This window comes from Kocuria rosea (assembly GCF_023715525.1).
In the GTDB taxonomy this organism is placed as follows: domain Bacteria; phylum Actinomycetota; class Actinomycetes; order Actinomycetales; family Micrococcaceae; genus Kocuria; species Kocuria rosea_A.
The window spans coordinates 198,874-220,632 of record NZ_JAMBOG010000001.1 but is presented as its reverse complement, the minus strand read 5'-3'; the positions used below and the strand labels follow the sequence as shown (position 1 = coordinate 220,632).

The 21,759-nt window shown below is 72.9% G+C and carries 18 protein-coding genes and 1 riboswitch; of the genes, 8 read left to right on the top strand and 10 right to left on the bottom strand.

Annotation, left to right across the window (positions count from 1 at the left end; all coding sequences use genetic code 11):
- Window positions 1–41: 41 nt before the first annotated feature.
- Both M3185_RS01030 and M3185_RS01025 read right to left on the bottom strand, forming a co-directional pair.
- A complete protein-coding gene (locus M3185_RS01030; RefSeq protein WP_251331859.1) occupies window positions 42–1,253 on the bottom strand; it encodes a cobalamin-independent methionine synthase II family protein in 1,212 nt (403 codons plus the stop codon).
- A 48-nt stretch (window positions 1,254–1,301) separates the two neighbouring features.
- Window positions 1,302–2,519 (bottom strand): cobalamin-independent methionine synthase II family protein, encoded by a 1,218-nt coding sequence (locus M3185_RS01025; protein ID WP_251331813.1) that lies wholly within the window; start codon window positions 2,517–2,519, stop codon window positions 1,302–1,304.
- Between the two features lie 12 nt (window positions 2,520–2,531).
- A riboswitch (SAM riboswitch) is annotated at window positions 2,532–2,636 on the bottom strand.
- Between the two features lie 193 nt (window positions 2,637–2,829).
- Between M3185_RS01025 and M3185_RS01020 the strand changes: the two genes are divergently transcribed.
- Window positions 2,830–3,585: a 3-hydroxybutyrate dehydrogenase gene (locus tag M3185_RS01020; RefSeq protein WP_251331812.1), complete on the top strand. Its 756-nt coding sequence runs from the start codon at window positions 2,830–2,832 to the stop codon at window positions 3,583–3,585.
- A 22-nt stretch (window positions 3,586–3,607) separates the two neighbouring features.
- On the opposite strand, the gene M3185_RS01015 is transcribed toward M3185_RS01020, so the two are convergent.
- Window positions 3,608–4,396: an IclR family transcriptional regulator gene (locus tag M3185_RS01015; protein ID WP_251331811.1), complete on the bottom strand. Its 789-nt coding sequence runs from the start codon at window positions 4,394–4,396 to the stop codon at window positions 3,608–3,610.
- Between the two features lie 144 nt (window positions 4,397–4,540).
- Between M3185_RS01015 and M3185_RS01010 the strand changes: the two genes are divergently transcribed.
- Genes M3185_RS01010 through M3185_RS01000 form a run of 3 tightly spaced genes read left to right on the top strand, consistent with a single transcriptional unit; the run spans window position 4,541 to window position 7,190 of the window.
- Window positions 4,541–5,284: a CoA transferase subunit A gene (locus M3185_RS01010; protein WP_251331810.1), complete on the top strand. Its 744-nt coding sequence runs from the start codon at window positions 4,541–4,543 to the stop codon at window positions 5,282–5,284.
- On the top strand, window positions 5,281–6,003 hold the full coding sequence (locus tag M3185_RS01005; RefSeq protein ID WP_251331809.1) for a CoA transferase subunit B: 723 nt from the start codon (window positions 5,281–5,283) through the stop codon (window positions 6,001–6,003). The genes M3185_RS01010 and M3185_RS01005 overlap by 4 nt, the downstream gene beginning before the upstream one ends.
- On the top strand, window positions 6,000–7,190 hold the full coding sequence (locus tag M3185_RS01000; protein ID WP_251331808.1) for an acetyl-CoA C-acetyltransferase: 1,191 nt from the start codon (window positions 6,000–6,002) through the stop codon (window positions 7,188–7,190). Before M3185_RS01005 ends, M3185_RS01000 begins: the two co-directional genes overlap by 4 nt.
- A gap of 178 nt (window positions 7,191–7,368) precedes the next feature.
- Here the strand turns inward: M3185_RS01000 and M3185_RS00995 are convergent, their stop codons facing one another.
- The 3 genes from M3185_RS00995 to M3185_RS00985 form a co-directional block, all read right to left on the bottom strand.
- Window positions 7,369–7,983 carry a hypothetical protein gene (locus tag M3185_RS00995; RefSeq protein WP_251331807.1) on the bottom strand — a complete coding sequence of 205 codons (615 nt, stop codon included), beginning with the start codon at window positions 7,981–7,983 and terminating at the stop codon, window positions 7,369–7,371.
- A gap of 24 nt (window positions 7,984–8,007) precedes the next feature.
- Window positions 8,008–9,156: a zinc-dependent alcohol dehydrogenase gene (locus M3185_RS00990; protein WP_251331806.1), complete on the bottom strand. Its 1,149-nt coding sequence runs from the start codon at window positions 9,154–9,156 to the stop codon at window positions 8,008–8,010.
- Between the two features lie 92 nt (window positions 9,157–9,248).
- Window positions 9,249–10,772 (bottom strand): gluconokinase, encoded by a 1,524-nt coding sequence (locus tag M3185_RS00985; protein ID WP_251331805.1) that lies wholly within the window; start codon window positions 10,770–10,772, stop codon window positions 9,249–9,251.
- A 160-nt stretch (window positions 10,773–10,932) separates the two neighbouring features.
- Between M3185_RS00985 and M3185_RS00980 the strand changes: the two genes are divergently transcribed.
- The 4 genes from M3185_RS00980 (at window position 10,933) to M3185_RS00965 (ending at window position 17,990) form a co-directional block, all read left to right on the top strand.
- Window positions 10,933–11,604 (top strand): TetR/AcrR family transcriptional regulator, encoded by a 672-nt coding sequence (locus M3185_RS00980; protein ID WP_251331804.1) that lies wholly within the window; start codon window positions 10,933–10,935, stop codon window positions 11,602–11,604.
- A gap of 74 nt (window positions 11,605–11,678) precedes the next feature.
- A complete protein-coding gene (locus tag M3185_RS00975) occupies window positions 11,679–14,204 on the top strand; it encodes an MMPL family transporter (RefSeq protein ID WP_251331803.1) in 2,526 nt (841 codons plus the stop codon).
- Between the two features lie 263 nt (window positions 14,205–14,467).
- Window positions 14,468–16,300 carry a dihydroxy-acid dehydratase gene (gene ilvD, locus M3185_RS00970; RefSeq protein WP_251331802.1) on the top strand — a complete coding sequence of 611 codons (1,833 nt, stop codon included), beginning with the start codon at window positions 14,468–14,470 and terminating at the stop codon, window positions 16,298–16,300.
- A 211-nt stretch (window positions 16,301–16,511) separates the two neighbouring features.
- The gene (locus M3185_RS00965) at window positions 16,512–17,990 is read left to right on the top strand and encodes an alanine/glycine:cation symporter family protein (RefSeq protein WP_251331801.1); all 1,479 of its coding nucleotides are present in this window, start codon (window positions 16,512–16,514) and stop codon (window positions 17,988–17,990) included.
- A gap of 70 nt (window positions 17,991–18,060) precedes the next feature.
- Here M3185_RS00965 and M3185_RS00960 read toward each other — a convergent pair whose 3' ends face one another.
- From M3185_RS00960 to M3185_RS00945, 4 genes are all read right to left on the bottom strand, one after another.
- The gene (locus tag M3185_RS00960) at window positions 18,061–18,555 is read right to left on the bottom strand and encodes a CoA-binding protein (RefSeq protein ID WP_251331800.1); all 495 of its coding nucleotides are present in this window, start codon (window positions 18,553–18,555) and stop codon (window positions 18,061–18,063) included.
- Entirely contained in the window at window positions 18,552–19,904 is a 1,353-nt protein-coding gene (locus M3185_RS00955; protein WP_251331799.1) for an O-acetylhomoserine aminocarboxypropyltransferase/cysteine synthase family protein, read from the bottom strand. Before M3185_RS00955 ends, M3185_RS00960 begins: the two co-directional genes overlap by 4 nt.
- 250 nt (window positions 19,905–20,154) lie before the next feature.
- On the bottom strand, window positions 20,155–20,853 hold the full coding sequence (locus M3185_RS00950) for a 2Fe-2S iron-sulfur cluster-binding protein (RefSeq protein ID WP_251331858.1): 699 nt from the start codon (window positions 20,851–20,853) through the stop codon (window positions 20,155–20,157).
- Between the two features lie 40 nt (window positions 20,854–20,893).
- Window positions 20,894–21,679 (bottom strand): succinate dehydrogenase, encoded by a 786-nt coding sequence (locus tag M3185_RS00945; RefSeq protein ID WP_251331798.1) that lies wholly within the window; start codon window positions 21,677–21,679, stop codon window positions 20,894–20,896.
- Window positions 21,680–21,759: the final 80 nt, after the last annotated feature.

Below are 21,759 nucleotides of genomic sequence, written 5' to 3'. Positions count from 1 at the left end.
CTTCCGCGGCGGGACCGGGGCCGCACGGGCGGGGTGACGGCTCAGCCGAAGAGCCGCTCCGAGGCCAGGCGCGCGCCCTCGGCGAGGGAGCCGAGCTTGGCCCAGGCGATCTGCGGGTGCAGGCGCCCGCCGAGGCCGCAGTCGGTGGAGGCCACGACGTTCTCCCGGCCCACGACGGAGGCGAACTGCTCGATCCGGTCGGCCACCAGCTCGGGGTGCTCCACCACGTTCGTCGAGTGGGAGACCACCCCGGGGATGATCACGCGCCCCTCGGGCAGCGCGTGGTCCCGCCAGACCTTCCACTCGTGGGCGTGGCGGGCGGAGGCGCCCTCGAAGGTGTAGCCGCCGGCGTTGATGCTCAGCATCTGGTCCACGATGTACTTCAGCTCGAGGTCCGTGGTGTGCGGGCCGTGCCACGAGCCCCAGCACAGGTGGAAGCGCACCTGCTCCTCGGGGATCCCGCGCAGCGCGTGGTTGAGGGCCTCGACGCGCAGCTGCGTGAACCGCAGGTAGTCCTCGACCGTGGGCTCGGGGTTGACCTGGTCCCAGGACTCGGCGATGGAGGGGTCGTCGATCTGCACGATCAGCCCGGCCTGCGTGATCGCCAGGTACTCCTCGCGCATCGCGTCGGCGCACGCGTAGACGAGCTCCTCGTCGGTCGGGTAGTACTCGTTGGTCACGCGCGCGGCGGAGCCGGGGGAGAGGGCGGCGATGAACCCGGTCTGCGCGCCGGTCGCCTCCATGGCGGCCCGGAGGCTGCGGATGTCCGAGGCCACGGCCTCGTGGCCGGTGTAGCTGAGCGGCCCGGTGATCTTGGGCTGCTTGGTCGAGGCCCGGCCGGTGAGGATGCCCGACGCCGGGTCCTCGTAGGCCTCCGGGAAGCGCTCACGGTCCCGGCGGTCCGGGAAGCTCGTGAGCACCACGTTGCCGGGCGAGGAGCGGCGCCGCGCGGTGGACGCCCACCGGTCCTCGTCCGTGGGGGTGAGCCCGCCCAGGCGGGAGAACGAGTAGTTCCACCAGGCGCCGTAGTCCACGGCGCTGGACATGGTGTGCCCGTACTCGCCGTCGTTGACCACGTCGACGCCGATCTCGCGCTGCTTGCGCACGACGTCGACGACGCCGGTCTCCAGCTCGGCCACGAGCTGCTCCCACGCGAGGGTGCCGTCGGCGTAGTGCTGGTTGGCCTCGAGCAGCCGCGGGGTGCGGGGCAGGGAGCCCACGTGCGTGGTCCGAACGCGGTCGGTGTTCTGCATGGTCAAGGACGGTCCTCCTGGGGTGGGGCGGATGGTCGGGAGGGCCGCTCAGGCCCAGAGCCGGCGCGAGGCGAGCTCGGCGCCGCGGGCGAGCGTCTCGAGCTTCGCCCAGGCGATCTGCGGGTGCACGCGCCCGCCGAGGCCGCAGTCGGTCGAGGCCAGGACGTTCTCGCGGCCCACGAGCCGCGCGTAGCGCTCGATCCGGTCGGCCACGAGCTCGGGGTGCTCCACCACGTTGGTGGCGTGGGAGACGACGCCCGGGATGATCACCTTGCCCTCGGGCAGCCGGTGGTCCTGCCAGACCTTCCACTCGTGCTCGTGGCGGGCGTTGGCGCCCTCGAAGGAGTAGCCGCCCGCGTCGATCGACAGCAGCAGGTCCACGAGGTGCTTGAACTCGAGGTCCGTGGTGTGGGGCCCGTGCCACGAGCCCCAGCACAGGTGGAAGCGGATCCGGTCCTGGGGCAGACCGCGCAGGGCGTGGTTGAGGGCCTCGACGCGGATCCGGATGAACCGCTGGTAGTCCTCGACGGCCGGCTCGGGGTTGACCTGGTCCCAGGACTCGGCGATCGAGGGGTCGTCGATCTGCAGCACCAGGCCGGCGTCGAGGATCGCGGTGTACTCCTCGCGCAGCACGTCCGCCCAGGCGTAGAGGAACTCCTCCTCGCTGCCGTAGTGGTGGTTGCCGATGCGGGCGGCGGAGCCGGGGGAGAGGGCGGCGACGAAGCCCTCGGCCGCGCCGGTCTCCTCCAGGGCGGCGGTGAGGCCGGCGACGTCGGAGGCCACCGCGGCCTGGCCGGTGTAGGAGAGCGGGCCGGTCGCCGCCGGGAAGACGGGCGGCGGCAGGTCCGGGTCGGCCAGGTGGATGCCGGAGGAGGGATCCGTGTACGCGTCGTGGAACGTGGCGAAGTCCCGCCGGTCCAGGAAGCTCGTGAGCACCACGCTGCCCGGGGTGGAGCGCTTGGGGACGTCGGCCTCGTTGTCGTCGACGATCGACAGCCCGCCCGTGCGGTCGAAGGAGTACGTCCACCACGCGCCGTAGTCCACGGAGTGCGTCATGGCGTGGCCGTACTCGCCGTCGTTGACGATGTCGATGCCCGCCTCGCGCTGGCGGCGCACGACGTCGACCACGGCCTCGCGCAGCAGGGCGTCGAACTCCTGAGGGCTCGCCGCCCCCGAGGTGCGGGCCTCGTTGGCCGCGAGCAGCTCGGGGGTGCGGGGGAGGGACCCGGCGTGGGTGGTGAGGATGCGGTCGGCGCTGCGCAGCAAGGGGCTACGTCCTTTCCATCGGTCCTGGCGGTAGCACCGGGGGGCGAGGACGGGGTCCGTCCGCCCGGGTTGCTGCGGCGTCGTCGAGCCAGATCTCTCGGCCGCTCTGGATGGTGACCCTGTCATCCAACCGCACGCGCGCATGTTGCGCCATTCGGCGCCTTCGTGACGACGTGACGACACATGGCGTCACACAACGGGTCGGGAGCCTCCTCGCCTTCGTGGCGCCGATCACATACCGTGGCGGTGACCAGGGCTCGGATTCCCGTCAGCACATCAAGACCGGGCCAGCGGCGGAGGAGAGGACACCATGTCCCAGCAGAACGACCTCGAGGGGCGCACCGCGCTCGTGACCGGCGGCGCCAGCGGCATCGGTCTCGCCGCCGCCCGGGCCCTGGCGGGCTCCGGCGCGCACGTGGTGGTGGCCGACGTCGACGAGACCGGAGCGCAGCGCGTCGCCGGCGAGCTCGGCGGGCGCGCGTGGGCCGTCGACCTGCTCGACACCGCCGCGCTCGCGCGGCTGAGCCTCGAGGTGGACGTGCTCGTCAACAACGCCGGGATCCAGAAGGTCGCTCCGCTGCACGAGTTCGACCCCGCGGACTTCCACCGCATCCTCGTGCTGATGCTCGAGAGCCCCTTCCTGCTGGTCCGGGCCGCCCTGCCGCACATGTACGAGCAGGGGTGGGGCCGCGTCGTCAACATCTCCTCCGTCCACGGCCTGCGCGCCTCGCCCTACAAGAGCGCCTACGTCTCGGCGAAGCACGGGCTCGAGGGCCTGTCCAAGACCGTCGCGCTCGAGGGCGCGGCGCACGGGGTGACCAGCAACTGCATCAATCCCGGCTACGTCCGCACCCCGCTCGTCGAGAAGCAGGTCGCCGACCAGGCGAAGGTGCACGGAATCCCCGAGTCCGAGGTCGTCGAGCGGATCATGCTGGGCGAGACCCCGGTCAAGAAGCTCGTGGAGCCCGAGGACGTGGGCAGCCTGGTGGCATGGCTGGCCGGACCGCACGCGAGCATGGTCACCGGCGCCTCCTACTCGATGGACGGCGGCTGGACGGCGCGCTGAGCCGCCCGGGTCCGCGCCCCGCTCAGCGGTGGCCCAGCTCGCGCGAGAGCCGGTGGGCCTCCGCGAGCAGGGCCCGTCCCAGCAGCTGGCGGCGCTCCCCGGCGAAGCGGGTCTCGATCCCGGTGAGGCTCAGCGCGTAGACCGGCGCCCCGGCCGCGTCGAAGACGGCCGCCGCCATGCCCCAGCTGCCCTCGACGATCATGCCGGGGTTCACCGCGCAGCCCTGACGGCGCACGTCCGCGAGCAGCTCCCGGATCCGCTCCCGGGTGTGCAGGGGCCCCCACCAGGCCCGCGCCTCGGCCGTGGCCTCCAGCACCCGGTCCACCTCGGGGTCGGGCAGGTGCGCCAGGATCGCCAGGCCCGCCGACGCCACGCCGAGCGGCAGCCGCAGGCCCTCGTAGAGGACGTGCGAACGGATGGGGAAGGCGCCCTCCACCCGTGCCAGGCACACGGTCTCCAGCCCGCGGCGGGCCGACAGGAACGCGCTCTCACCCGTGGCCTCGGCGAGCCGGCGCAGCGACGGGCCGGCCAGCTCCCGGATCGGGTAGCGGTGGGCCGCGACCGAGCCGAGCACGTAGAGCTCGGGGCCGAGCTGCCAGGCGCCCGTGCCCCCGGGGCGGTCGACGAGGCCCTCCTCGGCCAGCCCCGTGAGCAGGCGGTGGACGGTGGGCCGGGTCAGGCCCGTGGCCGCCGCCAGCTCGGCCACCGTGCCGCCCTCCTCGCGCGCCGCCACCGCCCGCAGCAGCCGGGCCACCCGGTGCACCACCTGGGTCCCGCCGCCGGCGTCCCGGTCCGCGCCCTTCTCCGTCATGTACTCCACTATATGGACAGCCTCCGCCGGTTTGGCCGGATGGTGAGCTTCTCCCCTGCAACGGTACGGATGCGGTTGACCGGTATGTGGTGGGTTCCTAGATTGAGTCCTGGGTCACAGTCCATCGAGCAGAAAGGCACGCGAGTGTCCAAGGTCAGGAACAACGCCGCCGAGCTGCTGGCGGAGACGCTCCGGGACGGCATGACGGTGGCCGTCGGCGGCTTCGGCCTCAGCGGGATCCCGCGGGACCTCATCGACGCGGTGCGGGAGTCGGGGGTCAGGGACCTCACCGTGGTCTCCAACAACATGGGCGTGGACGGGAAGGGCCTCGGCGTGCTGCTCGAGAACCGCCAGGTGCGCAAGGTGCTCGCCTCCTACGTGGGCGAGAACAAGCTCTTCGCCCGGCAGTACCTGGACGGCGAGCTCGAGGTCGAGTTCAACCCCCAGGGCACCCTCGCCGAGCGGCTGCGCGCCGGCGGCGCGGGCATCCCGGCGTTCTACACGAGGACCGGCGTGGGCACTCTCGTGGCCGAGGGCAAGCCGCTCGCCGAGTTCGACGGCGAGACCTACGTCCAGGAGCGGGGCATCGTCGCCGACGTCGCCCTGGTCCACGCCTGGACGGGAGACACCGACGGCAACCTCGTCTACCGCTACACCGCCCGCAACTTCAACCCCGTCGTCGCGACGGCGGGGAGGGTCACCTTCGCCGAGGTCGAGCACCTCGTGGAGGCCGGCGAGCTCCACCCCGACCACATCGTGACCCCGGGCGTCTACGTCCAGCACGTCGTGCAGTACAGCGGCGCGCCCAAGGACATCGAGCAGCGCACGGTCCGTCCCCGCCCGGCGGCGGCCGCCGCGTCCCACCAGCGCAACGGAGGCCAGGCATGAGCTGGACCCGCGACGAGATGGCGGCCATCGCCGCCGCCGAGCTCTCCGACGGCGACTACGTCAACCTCGGCATCGGCATCCCCACCCTCGTGGCCAACAACCTGCCCGAGGGCGTCGACGTGGTGCTGCAGTCGGAGAACGGGGTGCTGGGCATGGGCCCGTTCCCCTACGAGGGCGACGAGGACCCGGACCTCATCAACGCCGGCAAGCAGACGATCACGCTCCTGCCCGGGGCGTCGATCTTCGACTCCGCGACGTCCTTCGGGATGATCCGCGGCGGGCACGTGAAGGTCGCCATCCTCGGCGCCATGCAGGTCTCCGGCGCCGGGGACCTCGCCAACTGGACGATCCCCGGCAAGATGGTCAAGGGCATGGGCGGGGCCATGGACCTCGTGGCGGGCACGCCGCGGGTCATCGTCCTGACCGACCACGTGGCCAAGGACGGGGCCGCGAAGATCAGGACCGAGTGCGACCTCCCGCTCACCGGCGTGGGCGTCGTCGACCGCATCGTCACGGACCTGTGCGTCTTCGACGTCGAGGAGGACGGGCTCGTGCTGCGCAGTCTCGCCCCCGGCATCACCGAGGAGGAGGTGCGCGAGAAGACCGAGGCGCCCTTCCGCACCGACCTGCAGGACGTCACGCCCGAGTCCGTGCCCACCGGGGCCACCAGCCCCGCGCCCGTTCCCGCCGAGCCCGTTCCCGCCGAGGAGAACCGATGAGCACCGCCACCGACGTCGTCATCCTGTCCGGCGCCCGCACGCCCCAGGGCAAGATCCTGGGCCAGCTCGCCTCCTTCAGCGCGGCCGAGCTGGGCGCCCACGCCATCCGGGCCGCGCTCGAGCGCTCCGGCGTCTCTGCCGACCAGGTCGACTACGTCGTCATGGGTCACGTCCTGCAGGCCGGAGCCGGGCAGAACCCCGCGCGCCAGGCGGCCGTGGCCGCCGGCATCCCGCTGAGCGTGCCCGCCGAGACCGTCAACAAGGTCTGCCTGTCCGGGCTCGTGGCCGTCACCCACGGCGCCCGCCTGATCCGCGGCGGCGAGGCCGAGATCGTCGTCGCCGGCGGCCAGGAGTCCATGACCAACGCCCCGCACCTGGCCGTGGGCGTGCGCCAGGGCAAGTCCTACGGGGACCTCACCCTCGAGGACGCCGTGGCCAAGGACGGGCTGGTGGACGTGGCCGCGCGCGTGTCCATGGGCTCGCTCACCGAGTCCGGCAACGCCGAGCGGGGGATCCCCCGCGAGGAACAGGACGAGGTGGCGGCCCAGAGCCACCAGCGTGCCGCCCGGGCCACCGAGCAGGGCGTCTTCGAGCAGGAGATCGCCCCCGTGGAGGTCCCGCAGCGCAAGGGCGACCCGCTCGTCGTCGCGACCGACCAGGGCGTGCGACCCGGCGCCACCGCGGAGTCCATGGCGGGCCTGCGCCCGGCGTTCGACAAGAACGGCACCATCACCGCCGGCAACTCCTCCCCGCTGACGGACGGGGCCGCCGCGGTCGTGCTGACCACCCGCGACTACGCCGCCCGCCACGGCCTCGAGTACCTGGCCGTGGTCGGCGCTCCGGGGCAGGTGGCCGGTCCGGACACCTCCCTGCACTCCCAGCCGTCCCGGGCGATCGAGGCCGCCGTGGCCAAGGCGGGGTGGTCCGTGCAGGACCTCGACTTCATCGAGATCAACGAGGCGTTCGCGTCCGTGCTCATCCAGTCGCTGCGCGACCTCGACTACCCGCTGGAGAGGGCGAACATCCACGGCGGCGCCGTGGCGCTGGGCCACCCGATCGGGGCCTCCGGGGCCCGACTGGCGCTGCACGCGGCGTTCGAGCTGGCCCGCCGCGGCACGGGCAAGGCCGCGGTGTCCCTGTGCGGCGGCGGCGGGCAGGGGGAGGCGCTGCTGCTCTACCGCGACTGACCCCTTCGGCGCCGGCCGGTCCCCACGCGGCCCGGGCCACCACGACTCCTTGTGGTGGCCCGGGCGACGTCCGGCCGTGCTGTCTGCGGGCACGGCGGCCGAGCGCCTCGGGAGTGCGCCGCCACGGCCCGGTCCGCCGCCTGAGCGCCCGTCCCCGGCACCGTCAGCAGTGGCGCCGTCAGGAGCGGCGCCTGAGCACTGCGCGGATGACGGCGACGCCGGCCCCGCCCGCCAGGACCCAGGGGCCGGCGACGACGACGGGGTCCAGCCACTGGTGGGAGAGGTCGGCGCGCTTCGTCCCGACCCGGGAGGACAGCCCGTGCCGGGCGGGCTCGGACAGCACCCCGGTTTCGGTGATCGGGTTGTCCGGACGGCCGGTCGCGAACGAGGCGAGGTGGCTCTCCCAGGCGTCCACCCGGTCGGCGGCGATCAGCAGCAGCCAGTGCGCGGCGCGGGCCTCGCTGTAGGTCCGGTAGGCGTACTTCCGCAGCGCCCCGGAGAGGCCCTTGGGCGGGCACGACGTGCCGAAGACGGGGGGAAGGCCGGCGTGCTCGATCGAGCGCTCCCGCGGCCACCGCTCGGGCTGGCGCTCCGGGAACTCCCAGTGCGCCCCGGACGCGGCCGGGTCGTAGCGCAGCCTCGGCACGGCCGGGCGGTCGGCCGGGTCCAGGTCCGCCCCCCAGCCGGGGATGCGGGCGCGCAGCGCCTCGCGGTCGACGGCGCGCCGGGCCGGGCCGGGGACGTAGGCGGCGTGCCGGGAGACGTCGGCGGAGTCGTCGGGGGTGTGCGGCATGGTCGTTTCCTCTCCGGGGCCGTCCTACCCGGCGCCGGGCAGGACGAGGGTCTTGATGCAGCCGTCGAGCTTGGCCGAGAACATGTGGTACCCCTCGGCGACGTGCTCCAGCGGGACGCGGTGGGTCACGATGTCGCTGGGGGTGAGGTAGCCGTTGCGGATGTGCTCGAACAGTCGCGGCCACTGGCGCTTCACCGGGCACTGGTTCATCCGCAGTGTCAGGCCCTTGTTCACGGCGTCGCCGAACTTCACGGCGCTGAAGACCGGGCCGTAGGCGCCCATCACGGAGACGGTCCCGCCCTTGCGCACCGAGTCGATCGCCCAGTTCAGCGCCACCGGGGACCCGCCCTGCAGCTTGAACTTGGCGGAGGTGACGTGCTGGGTGAAGTTGCCGTCGGCCTCCGCGCCCACCGCGTCGATGACCACGTCCGCACCCAGGTAGTCGGTGGTCCTCTTCAGCTCCACCACGATGTCGTCGTGCTCGGCGAAGTTGACCGTCTCGGCGTGGGCGAAGGCGCGGGCCTTCGCCAGCCGGTACTCCAGCTGGTCGACGACGATGACCCGTCCCGCGCCCATCAGCCACGCCGACTTCGCGGCGTACAGGCCCACCGGCCCGGCCCCGAGCACCACCACGGTGTCGCCCTCGGCGATGTCCCCGAGCTGGGCCCCGAAGTAGCCGGTGGCCAGGGCGTCGGTGAGCAGCACCGCGTCCTCCTCGTCCATCCAGTCCGGGATGATCGAGGGGCCGACGTCGGCGAACGGGACCCGCACGAACTGGGCCTGGCCGCCGTCGTAGCCGCCGCAGGTGTGGGAGTAGCCGTAGATGCCGCCCACCGCGGTGGCGTTGGGGTTGACGTTGTGGCAGTTGGAGTACAGCCCGCGGGCGCAGTACCAGCACGAGCCGCAGTAGACGTTGAACGGCACCATCACCCGGTCCCCGGGCTTCAGCCGCTCCACGGAGGGGCCGACCTCGTGGACCACCCCGACGAACTCGTGCCCGAAGGTCGTCCCGACCCGGGTGTCGGGCATCATCCCGTGGTAGAGGTGCAGGTCCGAGCCGCAGATCGCGGCCATCGTCACCCGCACGATCGCGTCGTTGGGGTGCTCGATCCTCGGCATGTCCTTCTCTTCGACGCGGACCTTGTACGGCCCCCGGTACACCATCGCCTTCACGTGACCCGCCTCGGTTCGTCAGCCCGCTTCCAATGCGCATCAGCGTGGCACCGTCCGAGGACGGGGTCAACCCCTCGGACGACGGCGCCGCGTCAGCCGACGAGCGCCTCGTAGAGCCTCTCGAAGCGTGCCCGCGCCCCCCGGTAGTACTCCGCGTGCTCGGGCGCCGGGCGGTGCTCCGGACCGTACGGCGGATCGGCCGGGGGCACGCCCTGCGCCAGCGTCTCCAGGGCCAGCAGCGCGGTGCCGCGCAGCGTCGCCCGCTTGAAGTCGGCGCGGACCACGGGCGCGCCGAGGACGTCGGCCAGGATCTGCAGCAGGCCGGGGACCGCCTGGGAGACGCGGCCGGAGGCCACCACCCGCTGCCCGCCCGGGGCCGCCTCCGCGAGCTGGTCCGCGACCCGCCCGTAGGAGAGCCCGACCCCCTCCAGCACGCCACGGGCCAGGGCGGCGCCGTCGTGCTCGGCGGTGACGTCGGCGAGCACGGCCCGCGCCCCACCGGCCCAGCCCGTCGAGCGCTCGCCGGTCAGGAACGGCAACACCACCGGGGTGCCGGGGGTCGCATCCGCGAGGGCCACGTTGTCGACGGTCGTGCCCTCCGGCAGGGCGACCGTGCGCTCCAGCCACTCCACGGCGCGCCCCACGTCGTTGAGCGCCCCGCCCAGCAGGCACCGCCGATCGTCCACCCGGTAGCACCACAGCCCGGTCGGCAGCTCGTCGGGGACCTCGTGCAGGAGCACCCGGGCGGCCCCGGAGGTGGCGAGGGAGACGACCGTCGTGGTGGCGTCGGCCCCGCCCGAGCCCAGGTTCGCGCTCAGCCCGTCGGCCACGGGCGGGAACCACGCGGCGGCGGCCAGGGCCGGCCACCGCCGCCCGACCGCGGCGGCGACCTCGAACAGCGGGTCGCGCGGATCGGCGATCTCGTGCAGCTGGGAGGCGTCGAGGCCGCAGGCGGCGAGCAGCGGCTCGTCCCACTGTCCGGTCCGGCGGTCCAGCAGGCCCGTCCACGCCGCGACGGAGGTCCCCGCGCGGGCCGTGCCCAGCAGGCGCAGGTGGACGTACTCGCCCAGCGACATCCACCGCTGCGCCCGGTGCCAGGTGCCGGGGTCGGTCTCGCGCAACCAGCGCAGCCGCGGGGCGAGGTAGGAGGTGTGCAGGCGCGCCCCCGTGCGCTGCTGGACCTCGGCCTCGTCGAGCTCCTCGCGCAGGTCCGCCAGCTGGGGGGTGCACCGGGCGTCGGCGTAGGTGAAGCAGGGGGTGAGGGCCGCGCCGTCGGCGCCGACGCCCACGAGGGAGGACGCGAAGGTGTCCAGTGCCACGCCGGCGACGCGCCCGGCGAGTTCGGGCCCGGCCACGACGAGGTCGAGGATCCGGGCGAGCTCGTCGGCGACCTGGTCGGGGTCGATCACGGACGTCCCGTCCGCGGCCGTGGTGAACCGGTGCTCGATCTTGTGCCGGTAGCCGCGCACGGGGGTGCCGGTGGCGTCGTGCAGGCTGCCGCGGCTGGCCGTCGAGCCGACGTCGAGGGCCATCACCAGCGGATCGAGGGCGTCCTCGAGCTCGATGCCGAAGGCCGTGCCGTCCCCGGGGCGCGGGGGCTGCGGTCTGGTGCTCATCGGGGGTTCCTCCTGGCGTGGGCGTCGGTCGGGCCCAGTCTAGGAACTCGGTGCGGCTGCCGCCCTGCCGGGCTGGCCTGCCGGCGCCGGGCATGCGGTGATCCACCGCACCGAAGGCAACGTTGCACTGAGTGCAGTGTTGCACCTAGTGTAACCATCTGTGATCCGGTGCCCCAGCGATGCGTCCCCCGCCCGGCCCCCGAGCGACCGCAGGGAGGCCCTGAAGTTCTTCAACCGGCGGGCCATCATCGACGCCGCCGCGGCCCTGGCCGAGGAGCGGGGCATCGGCGGCTTCACCGTCAGCGACCTCGCCGAACGGGCCGGGGTGTCGCGCCGGACGATCTTCAACCACTTCTCCTCGGCCGACGACGCCGTCTACGCCCGGTTCAGCGAACTGCTCGGCGTGATCGTGGACGACTTCGTGGAGATCGCTGACGCCACCCCGCCCCCGGCCGCCCCCAGCACCGGCGCGGTCTTCGAGCAGCTGGCCGACGTCATCGAGCGCACCGAGCTGGTCCGCCCCCTGTCCCACATCGCCCGGCTGCTGGCCGCCAGTGAGAACCACCCCACCACCGTGATGTGGGCCCACGAGGTGCTGCAGACCGTCACCGCACGGCTCACGGCCGAGGTCGCCCAGCGCAACCCTGAGGCCGGCTCCTTCACCGTGACGCTGCTGGCGAGCTCGCTCATCAACGCCCTCGCCGTCGCCTTCGAGCAGTGGGTGGAGGAGACCGGCGGGGTGGACACCCCCGACGGCCGGGCCGCCTGGCAGCGGCTGGTGCGCACGGCCATCGACCACCTGCGGCACGGCTTCGCCCGCCCTGCGCCCTGACGCCCCGCGCCTGCCGCTCCACCCCCTTCCTCCCCCGCGGGGACCCTTCCGCACAGAACTGACAGAGAAGAGACATGGCACACCTGTTGTATCGACTCGGGCGCTTCGCCGCCCGGCGCGCCTGGGCCGTGGTCGCGGCCTGGGTCGCGGTCCTGGTCCTCACCGGCGGCGCCTTCGCCGTGGCCGGCGGGCAGCTGACCACCGCGATCACCATCCCCGGCACCGAGACCCAGCGCCTGGCCGACCGCCTGCAGAGCGAGCTGCCCGACGCCGGCCACGGCACGGGACGCGTCGTGTTCCGGACCGAGGGCGGCGAGCCCTTCACGGCCGCGCAGCGGGAGCAGATCGACGCCGCCCTGGAGGCGGCCGGCGACTCCTCCGGGGTCGACGCCGTGCTGAACCCCTTCGCGACCCAGCAGGAGCGCGAGGACCAGGAGCAGCAGCTGGCCGACGCCCGGGCGCAGCTGGCGGACGGACAGGAACGGCTCGAGGAGGCCGGGGCGGCCCTGGACGAGAACCAGGCCAAGCTCGACGCCGCCCGCGCCCGGGCCGAGAGGGCCAAGGCCCCGGATCCCGTGCTCGAGGAGCTCGAGGTCCAGCAGGAGGCCCTCGACGACGGACGCGCGGAGCTGGAGCGCAACCGCGAGGAGCTTGAGGACGCCGCGCCCGAGCTCGCGCGCGGCGAGAAGCTGCTCGCACTGGCCCAGGGGACCCGCACCGTCTCCGAGGACGGCACCGCGGCCGTGGCCGTGGTGACCTTCACGGAGGAGCAGCAGGCCGTCACCGCCGAGGACAAGCAGGCGCTCCAGGACGCCGTCGACGGAGTGCGGATCGACGGGGTGCAGGTCGAGTACTCCACCGAGATCTCCCAGGACGTCTCCCAGCTGTTCGGCCCCACCGAGGCCGTCGGCGTGGCCGTCGCCGGCATCGTGCTGCTGGTCATGCTCGGCACGCTCGTGGCGGCCGGGCTGCCCATCGTCACCGCGCTCACCGGCGTGGGCGCCGGTGCGCTGGCCACCCTGTCCTTCTCCGGGGTCGTGGAGATGACCTCGATGACCCCCATGCTCGGGCTCATGCTGGGGCTGGCCGTGGGCATCGACTACTCCCTGTTCATCCTCAACCGCCACCGCCAGCAGCTGCTGTCCGGCGTCGAGCTGCACGAGTCGATCGGCCTGGCCACCGGCACCTCCGGCAACGCGGTCGTCTTCGCCGGGCTGACCGTCATCATCGCCCTCGCCGCGCTCAACGTCACCGGCATCCCGTTCCTGGGGATGATGGGCACCGCCGCCGCGACCTGCGTGGCCGTCGCCGTGCTCATCGCCATCACCCTCACCCCGGCGCTGCTGTCCCTCGTGGGGCAGCGCCTGCTCTCGGCCCGCGCCCGGCAGCGGGCTGCCCGGACCCCCGCCCACCGGGGGCCCGACCGCCCCGGGGTGGCCACCCGCCGCCCGGTGCTGACCCTGCTGGCCGGACTGGTGGCGCTCGTGGCGATCGCCCTGCCGGCCGCCTCCATGCGCCTGGGCCTGCCCGACGCCTCCTCGGAGCCGGCCGACTCCACCGCCTACCAGGCCTACCGGATCATCGACGAGGAGTTCGGCGCCGGGACCAACGGCCCGCTGCTGGTGGTCGCCGACCTGCCCGAGGGCACCGGCGCCGCGGAGGCGGCCGACCTGCAGGTGACCGTCGGCGAGGAGCTGATGGCGCGCGAGGACGTCGTCTCCGTGGTGCCGGCCGGGCTCTCCGAGGACCGCCGCACGGCCGTCTTCCAGGTCACCCCCACCGACGGGCCGGCCGCCGAGTCCACCGAGCGCCTCGTCGACGACCTCCGCGCCCTCTCCCCGGCGCTGGAGGACAACCACGGGGTGAGCATCGGCGTCACCGGGCAGACCGGCGGCAACATCGACGTCTCCCAGAAGCTCGCCGACGCCCTGCCCCGCTACCTCGCCGTGGTGCTGGGCCTGTCCCTGGTGCTCATGGTGCTGGTCTTCCGCTCCCTCCTCGTCCCGGTCATCGCCACCGCCGGGTTCATGCTTACCCTCTTCGCCGCCTTCGGCGGAGTGGTCGCCATCTACCAGTGGGGCTGGGCGGGTGCGGCCTTCGGCGTCCACGACCCCGGGCCGGTGCTCAGCTTCCTGCCCACGCTGCTGGTGGGCATCCTGTTCGGCCTGGCCATGGACTACCAGCTGTTCCTGGTCTCCGGCATGCGCGAGGCCTACGTCCACGGCTCCTCCGCCCGCGCGGCCGTGCGCGAAGGGCTCGACGCCGGCCGCACCGTGGTCACCGCCGCGGCGATCATCATGATCTCCGTGTTCGCCGGCTTCATGTTCTCCCACATGGCCATGATCCGGCCCCTGGGCTTCGGCCTCGCCTTCGGCGTGCTCGTCGACGCCTTCGTCGTGCGCATGATGCTCATCCCCGCGGCCATGCACCTGCTCGGCGACAAGGCCTGGTGGCTGCCCCGCTGGCTCGACCGGATCCTGCCCGACGTCGACGTCGAGGGCGAGTCCCTCCGGCGCGAGCACGTGCCTGCGGACCCGGCCGACCCCGCGGACCCCGCGGAACCGGAGCGCGAGCTGATCGGCGCCGGATCCCGGAGCTGACGCACCCCACCGCGGGGGCCCGACCGCGAACTCCACCCGTGGTCCGGCCCCCGCGTCCTGCTCTCGTCGACGGCCGTCCCGGTCGGGCCGGCGGCCGACGAGCGACCACATGCTGAGACGCGCGTCCGGAAACACATGCCGCCGCACGGACCGGCGTATTCTCGGGGATGGACTCCAGGCGGGCGACCCCGCGCACGGGCCTCGTGCAGGGCCCGTCCGGCCGCCCCCACCGCCGCGCTCAAGCAAGGAGAACGAGCACCGTCATGCCCCAGCTCCGCTCCCGCACCTCCACCCACGGCCGCAACATGGCCGGCGCCCGCGCCCTGTGGCGCGCCACCGGCATGGGCGACGACGACTTCGGGAAGCCGATCATCGCGATCGCCAACTCGTACACGCAGTTCGTCCCGGGCCACGTCCACCTCAAGGACATGGGCGACCTCGTCGCCTCCGCGGTCCGGGAGGCCGGGGGCGTGACGAAGGAGTTCAACACCATCGCGGTCGACGACGGCATCGCGATGGGCCACGACGGCATGCTCTACTCGCTGCCCTCCCGCGACATCATCGCGGACTCCGTGGAGTACATGGTCAACGCCCACCGCGCGGACGCGCTCGTGTGCATCTCCAACTGCGACAAGATCACCCCGGGCATGCTGCTGGCCGCACTGCGGCTGAACATCCCGGTGGTCTTCGTCTCGGGCGGACCCATGGAGTCCGGCGAGGCCGTCGAGGGCGTGGTCGAGCACCGTCTGGACCTCGTGGACGCCATGTCCATGGCCGTCGACGAGAGCATCACCGACGAGCAGCTGGGCCAGATCGAGCGCAACGCCTGCCCCACGTGCGGGTCCTGCTCCGGGATGTTCACCGCCAACTCCATGAACTGCCTCACCGAGGCGCTCGGGCTGTCCCTGCCCGGCAACGGCACGACCCTGGCCACCCAGGTCGCCCGCAAGGAGCTCTTCCTGGAGGCCGGGCGCCGGATCGTGGACCTGTGCTGCCGGTACTACGAGCAGGACGACGAGTCCGTGCTGCCGCGCCGCATCGCGACCAAGGCCGCGTTCGAGAACGCCATGGCCCTGGACATCGCCATGGGCGGGTCCACCAACACGATCCTGCACATCCTGGCCGCCGCCCAGGAGGGGGAGATCGACTTCGCCCTGCCGGACATCGACGCCCTCTCCCGCCGGGTGCCCTGCCTGTGCAAGGTCGCCCCGAACTCCACGAAGTTCCACATCGAGCACGTGCACCGCGCCGGCGGCATCCCCGCCATCCTCGGCGAGCTGCGGCGCGCCGGCCTGCTCAACGAGGACGTGCACACCGTCCACGCCCCGGACCTGGCCACCTGGCTCGACGAGTGGGACGTGCGCGGCGGCAAGGCCTCCGCGCGGGCGCAGGAGCTGTTCCTCGCCGCCCCCGGCGGGGTGCGCACCACGCAGGCGTTCTCCACGGCCAACCGCTTCGAGTCCCTGGACCTCGACGCCGTGGGCGGCTGCATCCGCTCCGTCGAGCACGCCTACACGAAGGACGGCGGCCTGGCCATCCTCTACGGCAACATCGCCGAGGACGGCGCCGTGATCAAGACCGCCGGCATCGACGAGGAGCTTTTCCACTTCGTCGGCAAGGCGTTCGTGGTCGAGTCCCAGGACGAGGCCGTGTTCGAGATCCTGTCCAAGAACGTCCAGCCGGGCGACGTCGTGGTGATCACCCACGAGGGCCCCCGGGGCGGGCCCGGCATGCAGGAGATGCTCTACCCGACCTCCTACCTCAAGGGTCTCGGCCTCGGCCGGCAGTGCGCGCTGATCACCGACGGCCGCTTCTCCGGCGGCACCTCCGGCCTGTCGATCGGGCACATCTCCCCGGAGGCCGCCTCCGGCGGCGCCGTGGGCCTCATCGAGACCGGCGACGAGATCGAGATCGACGTCGCGAACCGCGTGCTGCGGGTGAACGTCGACGACGCGACGCTCGCCGCCCGCCGCCAGGCGAAGGGCCCGCTGCCCTGGACCCCGACCAAGCCCCGCGAGCGCCAGGTGTCCAAGGCCCTGCGTGCCTACGCCTCCATGGTGACCTCCGCGGACAAGGGCGCGGTGCGTGTCGTCTGAGCCCGTCTCGCCCTCGTGAGGGCACAGAAGAGCGCCACCGGCAGCGTCCCGGTGGCGCTCTTCTGCCACGTCGGTGCGCGCACAGGGAACGGCGCGGTGCCCGGCCTCCACTAGAGTGTGCCGATAACACGCCCAACAGGGCGCTCCTGTCGTTCACGCGGCCTCCGCAGACCCACGTCCGGGACCGCGTCCGTCACAGTTCGGAGTTGGAATGGATCTCTTGACCGAGTTCGTGGGCACCCTCGGAACCTGGGTGTGGTACGTGGTGTTCGCCATCCTCGTCGGGGTGGGCCTCTACCTCACCGTGCGCACCGGAGCGGTGCAGTTCCGGTCGCTCCCGGAGATGGTCCGGGTGCTCAACGACAAGCCCGGCCTGGCCGAGGACGGCAAGAAGGGGATCTCCTCCTTCCGCGCGTTCACCGTCTCGGCCGCGGCCCGGGTCGGCACCGGCAACATCGCCGGCGTGGCCATCGCGATCAGCCTCGGCGGCCCCGGCGCCGTCTTCTGGATGTGGGTGATCGCCGGCATCGGCGCGGCCAGCGCCTTCGTGGAGTCCCTGCTCGGCCAGCTTTACAAGATCAAGGCCCCCGCCGGCTACGTGGGCGGACCGGCCTACTACATGGAGCGCGGCATCGGCGCGCGGTGGATGGGGCTGCTCTTCGCGGTCGTCATCACCCTCACCTACGGCTTCGTGTTCAACTCCGTGCAGTCCAACTCGATCGTCGACGCCCTGGGCGGGTCCTTCGGCATCGACATCACCGCCGCGAACGCCCTGTGGTTCCGCGTCCTCGTCGGCGCCGTGCTGGTCGGGCTCACCGCCGCGATCATCTTCGGCGGCATCCGCCGCATCTCCGCGGTCTCCGAGATCGTCGTCCCGGTCATGGCGGTGCTCTACATCTTCCTCGGCCTGCTCGTGGTGGTCCTGAACATCGGCGAGGTCCCGGTGGTGCTCGGCCAGATCCTCGGGGGCGCCTTCGGCATCCGGGAGTTCGTCACCGGCGGGCTGATCGGCGTGATCATCCAGGGCATGAAGCGCGGGCTGTTCTCCAACGAGGCCGGCATGGGCTCGGCCCCCAACGCCGGGGCCACCGCGTCGATCTCCCACCCGGCCAAGCAGGGCTTCGTGCAGGCCCTCGGCGTGTACTTCGACACCTGGATCATCTGCTCGATCACCGCGTTCATCGTCCTGCTGTCGAACCCCGAGTTCGGCGGCCGCGAGGGCGCGTCCCTCACCCAGTCCGCGCTCGCCCTGCAGCTGGGCAACTGGGCGGTGCACTTCCTCACCGTGGCGATCTTCCTCTTCGCGTTCACCTCGGTGATCGGCAACTACTACTACGGCGAGTCCAACATCCGCTTCCTCAGCGGCTCCAAGGCCGTGATGGCCGGCTACCGGGTGCTCGTGCTGGCCTTCGTCTTCGCCGGCGCGGTGCTCGCGCTGGACCTCGTGTGGTCCCTGGCGGACCTGTTCATGGCCTTCATGGCCACGATCAACCTGGTCGCCCTCGTGCTGCTCGCCGGCGTGGCCGGGCGCGTGCTGAAGAACTACGAGGCCCAGCGCCGGCAGGGCGTGGAGCCGGTCTTCCACAGCGGCGACATCCCCGGGCTGTCCGGGCTCGGCGCGTGGGACGGCACCGACGTGGTGACCACCCGCGCCTACTGGGAGGAGCAGGAGCTCCAGAAGTCCCGCTGACCCGGCCCGCCGACGACGGCGCCCCGCCCCCTGCGTGCAGAGGAGGCGGGGCGCCGTCGTCGTGGGGGGCTCAGGCGAGGACCTGGCGCTTCGAGGAGATCACCCCGGTGTTGAAGCCGGCCAGGTGCAGGCCGCCGTGGAAGCGGGCGTGCTCGATCTTCACGCACCGGTCCATGACCACGTCCAGCCCGGCGTCCTCGGCGATCGCGGCGGCGTCCTCGTTCCAGGAGCCCAGCTGCAGCCACAGGGTCTTCGCGCCCGCGTCGACGGCCTCCTGGGCCACGTCCGGCAGATCGTCGTGCTTGCGGAAGACGTCGACCAGGTCCGGGGTCTCCGGCAGGTCGGCCAGGGACCTGTACACCGGCCGGCCCAGGATCTCGTCCACCACGGGGTTGACGAAGTACACGCGGTACGGCGAGGACGACTGCAGGTAGGTCGCCACGAAGTAGGACGCGCGGGACGGCTTGTTCGACGCGCCCACGATGGCGATGGACTCGGTGTTGCGCAGGATGCTCAGCCGCTCCGGGGCGGAGGGGCCGATCCAGGTGCGGGTCTCGGCGGTCATCGGAGCGCTCCTTCGGTGATGGCGGCGGCGTCGGCGGTCTCCCGGGAGAGCCCGGTGGCCGCGGTCAGGGCCTGGTCGAGGTCCCACAGGATGTCCTCGGTGTCCTCGAGGCCCACGGAGATGCGCACGAGGTCCTCGGCGACCCCGCCGACCTCCAGCTGCTCGGGGCTCAGCTGCTGGTGGGTGGTCGAGGCCGGGTGCAGCACGAGGGTGCGGGCGTCCCCGATGTTGGCGAGGTGGCTGGCCAGCTGCAGGCTCCCGATGAACCGCTCGCCCACCTGCCGCCCGCTCAGCTCGGCGGTCGCCGTCACGCCGAACGCGAAGACGGAGCCCACGCCCAGGGGTAGGAGCCTCCGGGCCCGCTCGTGGTGCGGGTGGCCGGGCAGGCCCGCGTAGTTGACGTAGGAGACCCGCGGGTCCTCGTCCAGCCACTGCGCCACCGCCTTGGCGTTGACCAGGTGGGCGTCCATGCGCTGGGGCAGGGTCTCCACGCCCTGGAGCAGGTTCCACGCGGACTGCGGGGACAGGGACGCGCCGATGTCCCGCAGCTGCTCCGAGCGCAGCTTGGTGAGGAACCCGTACTCGCCGAAGTTCCCCCACCAGGAGACGTCGTTGTAGGACGCCACGGGCTCCGTCATGGACGGGAAGTTCCCGTTGCCCCAGTCGAAGCGCCCGGATTCGACGACGACGCCGCCCAGCGTGGTGCCGTGCCCGCCCAGGAACTTGGTGGCGGAGTGGATGACGATGTCCGCCCCGTGCTCCAGGGGCCGCAGCAGGTAGGGCGGGGTCATGGTCGAGTCCACGACCAGCGGCACACCGGCCCCGTGCGCGACCGCGGCGAGGCCCTCGAGGTCGGCGACCTCCCCGGAAGGGTTCGCGACGACCTCGGTGTAGACCGCCTTGGTGTTCGGGCGCAGCGCCGCCCGGTAGTCCTCCGGGTCCGTGCCGTGCACGAACGTGGTCTCGATCCCGAAGCGGCGCAGGGTCACGTCGAGCTGGGTGACGGTCCCGCCGTAGAGCTGGCCCGCGGCCACGATGTGGTCCCCGGCCTGCGCGAGCGCGGCGAAGGTGAGGAACTCGGCGGCCATGCCCGAGGCGGTGGCCACGGCGCCGATGCCTCCCTCGAGGGACGCGATGCGCTCCTCGAGCGCCGCGACGGTCGGGTTGCCGATGCGGGAGTAGATGTTGCCGTACTTCTGCAGCGCGAAGAGGTTCGCGGCGTCCTGGGCGTCCTTGAAGACGAACGAGGTGGTCTGGTAGATCGGGACGGCCCGGGCGCCGTGCTCGGCGTCGGGGGTGCCCCCGGCGTGCAGGGCGCGGGTGCGGAACCCGAACTGGTGGTCGGCCATGGAGGGGTGCTCCTCGTGCGAGTCGTGCCGCTGATCGGTCCCGGGCGAGGAGGGCCCGGCGGGGTGCCGGGAGTGCGCTGCTCCATCGGTCCTGGCGGTAGCACCGTGCGGCCTGCGACGTCGACCACGGTTGCTGCGGCGTCGTCGATCCAGGTCTCTCGGCCGCTCGGGATGGCTGTCCTCCATTGTGGTGCCCCGGAGCGCTCCGCGCCACCCGGTGCCGGTCCGGCGGGAGGGCCGGCCGGGCCGCTCAGTCCTGGGCGGGCCGGCCGAACCGGGCGCGCAGGTTCTCCCGCGCCACGGCGGAGAGGTTCTCGATCGGCAGGCCCGCCGGGCAGACCTCCACGCAGTCGCCCAGCAGGGAGCACGGGCCGAACTCCTCCTCGGCGGCGGCGATGACCTTGGTGGCCCGCTCGCGGCGCTCGTCCTCGTTCTTGGCCAGCGGCGGTAGCTCCCGCAGCATCGTGCCCACGAACAGCTGCCCGGACCCGTTGGGGCAGGAGGCGATGCACGCCCCGCAGCTGATGCAGCCGCCGTTGGCTAGGGCCTTCATGGCGACCGGGAACTTGGCCTCCTTCGCCACCCGGCGCAGGGCCTTCTTGTCCACGGAGAGGTCCCGCTTGACGGGCAGGGACGCGGCGCGCAGCGGCTCGATCCGCACGCGGTCCCCGTCCCGGTACGCGCCCAGGTGCTGCATGCAGCTCGCGGCGTTGCGCTCGGGGCCGTGCGGCACGCCGTCCACCGTGACCCCGCACTTGCCGCACACGCCCTCGCGGCACCCGTCGTCGAAGGCGACGGGGTCCTCGTCCGCGGCGGCGAGCTGCTCGTTGAGCCGGTCCAGGAGCTCGAGCACGGTCATGTCCGGGTGGGCGTCGGGGACGTCGTAGCTCACGAAGTCCCCCGGCTCGCCGGGGGAGGGCTGGCGCCACACGTCGACGGTCAGGTGCAGGGTGGTCACGAGGCGGGTCCTTGAACTGTAGGGGGAGGGGTCAGCGCACCGCGCGGGTCAGCACGGCCACCGGGATCGTGGTGTTGCCGGCGGCGACGGCGGCGCCGAGGACGCTGGCGCCGATCCGCAGCCGCCGCTGGAAGGCCCGGTCGTAGCTCGCGCCGACGTCGTTGGCGATCTCCGGGATGCCGTGGACCAGGTGCGCGGCGAGAGCGGCCATGGACAGGGCGTAGGCGGCGGCCACGGGCGGGCGGGAGAGGCTGGCCACGAGGTTGGCGTAGGCGCTGCCGTGCTCGAAGTTCCGCGCGGCGGCGGGCCGGGCGCCCAGGGTGAGGTCCAGGACGTGGAAGGCGGTGAACAGCCCGAGCATGCCGCCCGTGCTGCGCATCGAGCGCTTCGCGACCGCCCACGGGGACCGGCGGCGCCCCCGGGGCCGGCGCCCGCGCCGCGGCAGCAGCGTCCCGTTCGCCCGCCAGGACCGCGCGGTGAGCACCGCGGCCGCGCCCACGTGCGCGACCAGGCCCGTGGTGAGCACGCCGCGGGCCGCCCACAGGACGGTCCCGCGCGGCAGCACCGGTGCGCCGGCCGTGCGGAGGAACTCGGCGTAGGCGTTGAACTTCTCCTCGCCCTGGTACACCTTCAGGTTCCCCAGCATGTGCACCAGCACGTAGCCGGAGAACAGCGCACCGGAGCCGGCCATCGCCAGCTTCAGGTCGGTGTTGGAGAGCTCGGGCAGCTCGGGCAGCTCGCGGAGCCGGGAGAGGCCGGGCAGCCGGGGCGGCGCGGGGCGGTGGCCCTTCACGGGGGCGGCGGGGGAGGGGGTCACGGCATTCATCCTAGGAGTCCATCCTGCCAGACGTCACACGTCTCAACGTGGGGTCACACGGGACGCACGCCCCCCGGGGA

What these genes read in the sequence shown, in the direction of transcription:
- M3185_RS01030 (WP_251331859.1), bottom strand. Translation starts at nt 1,253, where the DNA reads ATGCAGAACACCGACCGCGTTCGGACCACGCACGTGGGCTCCCTGCCC.
- M3185_RS01020 (WP_251331812.1), top strand. Translation starts at nt 2,830, where the DNA reads ATGTCCCAGCAGAACGACCTCGAGGGGCGCACCGCGCTCGTGACCGGC.
- M3185_RS01015 (WP_251331811.1), bottom strand. Translation starts at nt 4,396, where the DNA reads ATGACGGAGAAGGGCGCGGACCGGGACGCCGGCGGCGGGACCCAGGTG.
- M3185_RS01005 (WP_251331809.1), top strand. Translation starts at nt 5,281, where the DNA reads ATGAGCTGGACCCGCGACGAGATGGCGGCCATCGCCGCCGCCGAGCTC.
- M3185_RS01000 (WP_251331808.1), top strand. Translation starts at nt 6,000, where the DNA reads ATGAGCACCGCCACCGACGTCGTCATCCTGTCCGGCGCCCGCACGCCC.
- M3185_RS00995 (WP_251331807.1), bottom strand. Translation starts at nt 7,983, where the DNA reads ATGCCGCACACCCCCGACGACTCCGCCGACGTCTCCCGGCACGCCGCC.
- M3185_RS00985 (WP_251331805.1), bottom strand. Translation starts at nt 10,772, where the DNA reads ATGAGCACCAGACCGCAGCCCCCGCGCCCCGGGGACGGCACGGCCTTC.
- M3185_RS00975 (WP_251331803.1), top strand. Translation starts at nt 11,679, where the DNA reads ATGGCACACCTGTTGTATCGACTCGGGCGCTTCGCCGCCCGGCGCGCC.
- ilvD (WP_251331802.1), top strand. Translation starts at nt 14,468, where the DNA reads ATGCCCCAGCTCCGCTCCCGCACCTCCACCCACGGCCGCAACATGGCC.
- M3185_RS00965 (WP_251331801.1), top strand. Translation starts at nt 16,512, where the DNA reads ATGGATCTCTTGACCGAGTTCGTGGGCACCCTCGGAACCTGGGTGTGG.
- M3185_RS00960 (WP_251331800.1), bottom strand. Translation starts at nt 18,555, where the DNA reads ATGACCGCCGAGACCCGCACCTGGATCGGCCCCTCCGCCCCGGAGCGG.
- M3185_RS00955 (WP_251331799.1), bottom strand. Translation starts at nt 19,904, where the DNA reads ATGGCCGACCACCAGTTCGGGTTCCGCACCCGCGCCCTGCACGCCGGG.